Consider the following 1,845-nt stretch of genomic DNA (forward strand, 5'->3'; position numbering starts at 1 on the left):
CCGGGCACTGCCCCCCGACCCGCGTGGGGCGTCCCTGCGGTCCTGCCTCGGCCCCCTGGCGACCGTCGACGTCCCGGCGCTGCCGGGGGAGGCCCACGACGTGGACACGCCCGGGGACCTCACCGGGTGCTGACCGGCCACCGACCGCCCACCGGCCGCGAGGTGGCTCCGCCGGGTGGCTTCACAGCCGTCACACCGGGTACGCGGTTGGCTGGCGAGCAGACGGTGGCGATCGGCCGTGCCCGCAGGTCGTGATCAGCCGCACCCCCGCCACCCGGTACGGTCGCGGGGTACGCACAACCGGTCGGCGGCGAGGAGGTAGGTGTGACCGAGCCCGGCACCCCGGCGCGGGACGCGCAGTTGCTGGAGCGCACCGTGTTCGAGGTCAAGCGCGTCATCGTCGGGCAGGACCGGCTCGTCGAACGGATGCTCGTCGGGCTGCTGGCGAAGGGCCACCTGCTCCTGGAGGGGGTCCCGGGGGTCGCCAAGACCCTCGCCGTGGAGACCTTCGCCCGCGTGGTGGGCGGATCGTTCTCCCGCGTGCAGTTCACCCCGGACCTCGTGCCCGCCGACATCCTCGGTACCCGGATCTACCGGCAGAACAGCGAGAAGTTCGACGTCGAGCTGGGGCCCGTGGTCTCGAACTTCGTGCTCGCCGACGAGATCAACCGCGCGCCCGCGAAGGTGCAGTCGGCGATGTTGGAGGTCATGGCCGAACGGCACGTCTCGATCGGCGGGGAGACCTTCCCCATGCCCGAGCCGTTCCTCGTGCTGGCCACCCAGAACCCCATCGAGAACGAGGGTGTCTACCCGCTGCCGGAGGCCCAGCGCGACCGGTTCCTGTTCAAGATCCTCGTGGAGTACCCGACCGCGGAGGAGGAGCGCGAGATCGTCTACCGGATGGGCGTGACGCCCCCGGAGCCGGAGCAGGTGCTCAGCCCTGACGAGCTGATCCGCCTGCAGGGCGTGGCCTCCCAGGTCTTCGTCCACCACGCCCTGGTCGACTACGTCGTCCGCCTCGTGCTGGCCACCCGCAGACCCGGCGAACACGGCCTGTCCGACGTCGCCGGGTGGGTCGCCTACGGCGCCTCCCCCCGCGCCAGCCTCGGGGTCATCTCCGCGGCCCGCGCCCTGGCACTGGTGCGCGGCCGGGACTACGTGCTGCCGCAGGACGTGGTGGACATCGTGCCCGACGTGCTGCGGCACCGGCTCGTGCTCTCCTACGACGCCCTCGCGGACGGCGTCCCGCTGGACCACATCGTCAACCGCGTCCTGCAGACCGTGCCGTTGCCGCAGGTGTCCGCCCGGCCGCAGGGCGGCTCCGGCCCCGCGGTCCCGGCGGGCGCCTCGAGCAGGTGAGTGCCGCACCATGACCTCCCGCAGGGACGCCGGTGGCGGCAGGCCCGAGTGGGCTCCGCCGATTCTGCGCGGTGACCGGCTGGAAGCGGGTCTGCGCACCCTCGAACTGGACGTGCGGCGCCGGCTGGACGGCCTGCTGCAGGGCAACCACCTCGGGCTCGTGCCGGGTCCCGGCTCGGAACCGGGGGAGGCGCGGCCGTACCAGCCCGGCGACGACGTGCGCCGGATGGACTGGGCCGTCACCGCCCGCACCACGGCCCCCCACGTCCGCGAGACCGTCGCCGACCGGGAACTGGAGACCTGGGTGGTCGGCGACCTCTCACCCAGCCTCGACTTCGGCACCGCCGCCTGCGAGAAGCGGGACCTGGTGGTGTGCGCGGTCGCGGCCGTGGCCCACCTGACGCGCGGCGGTGGCAACCGGATCGGGGCGCTGCTGTCCAACGGCGCGGAGACGGTGCGGCTGCCGCCCCGCGGCGGCCTCGGGCA

At 73.8% G+C, this 1,845-nt stretch carries 2 protein-coding genes; both read left to right on the top strand.

Annotated elements, in window-relative coordinates; translation table 11 throughout:
- Positions 1-324 precede the first annotated feature (324 nt).
- On the top strand, positions 325-1,359 hold the full coding sequence (locus SACPADRAFT_RS0208470; RefSeq protein ID WP_007027475.1) for an AAA family ATPase: 1,035 nt from the start codon (positions 325-327) through the stop codon (positions 1,357-1,359).
- A gap of 10 nt (positions 1,360-1,369) precedes the next feature.
- Positions 1,370-1,845 (top strand): DUF58 domain-containing protein (locus SACPADRAFT_RS26430; protein ID WP_007027474.1); only part of this gene is annotated, 476 nt, incomplete at its 3' end.

Origin of the sequence: Saccharomonospora iraqiensis subsp. paurometabolica YIM 90007 (genome assembly GCF_000231035.2) — a bacterium.
In the GTDB taxonomy this organism is placed as follows: domain Bacteria; phylum Actinomycetota; class Actinomycetes; order Mycobacteriales; family Pseudonocardiaceae; genus Saccharomonospora; species Saccharomonospora paurometabolica.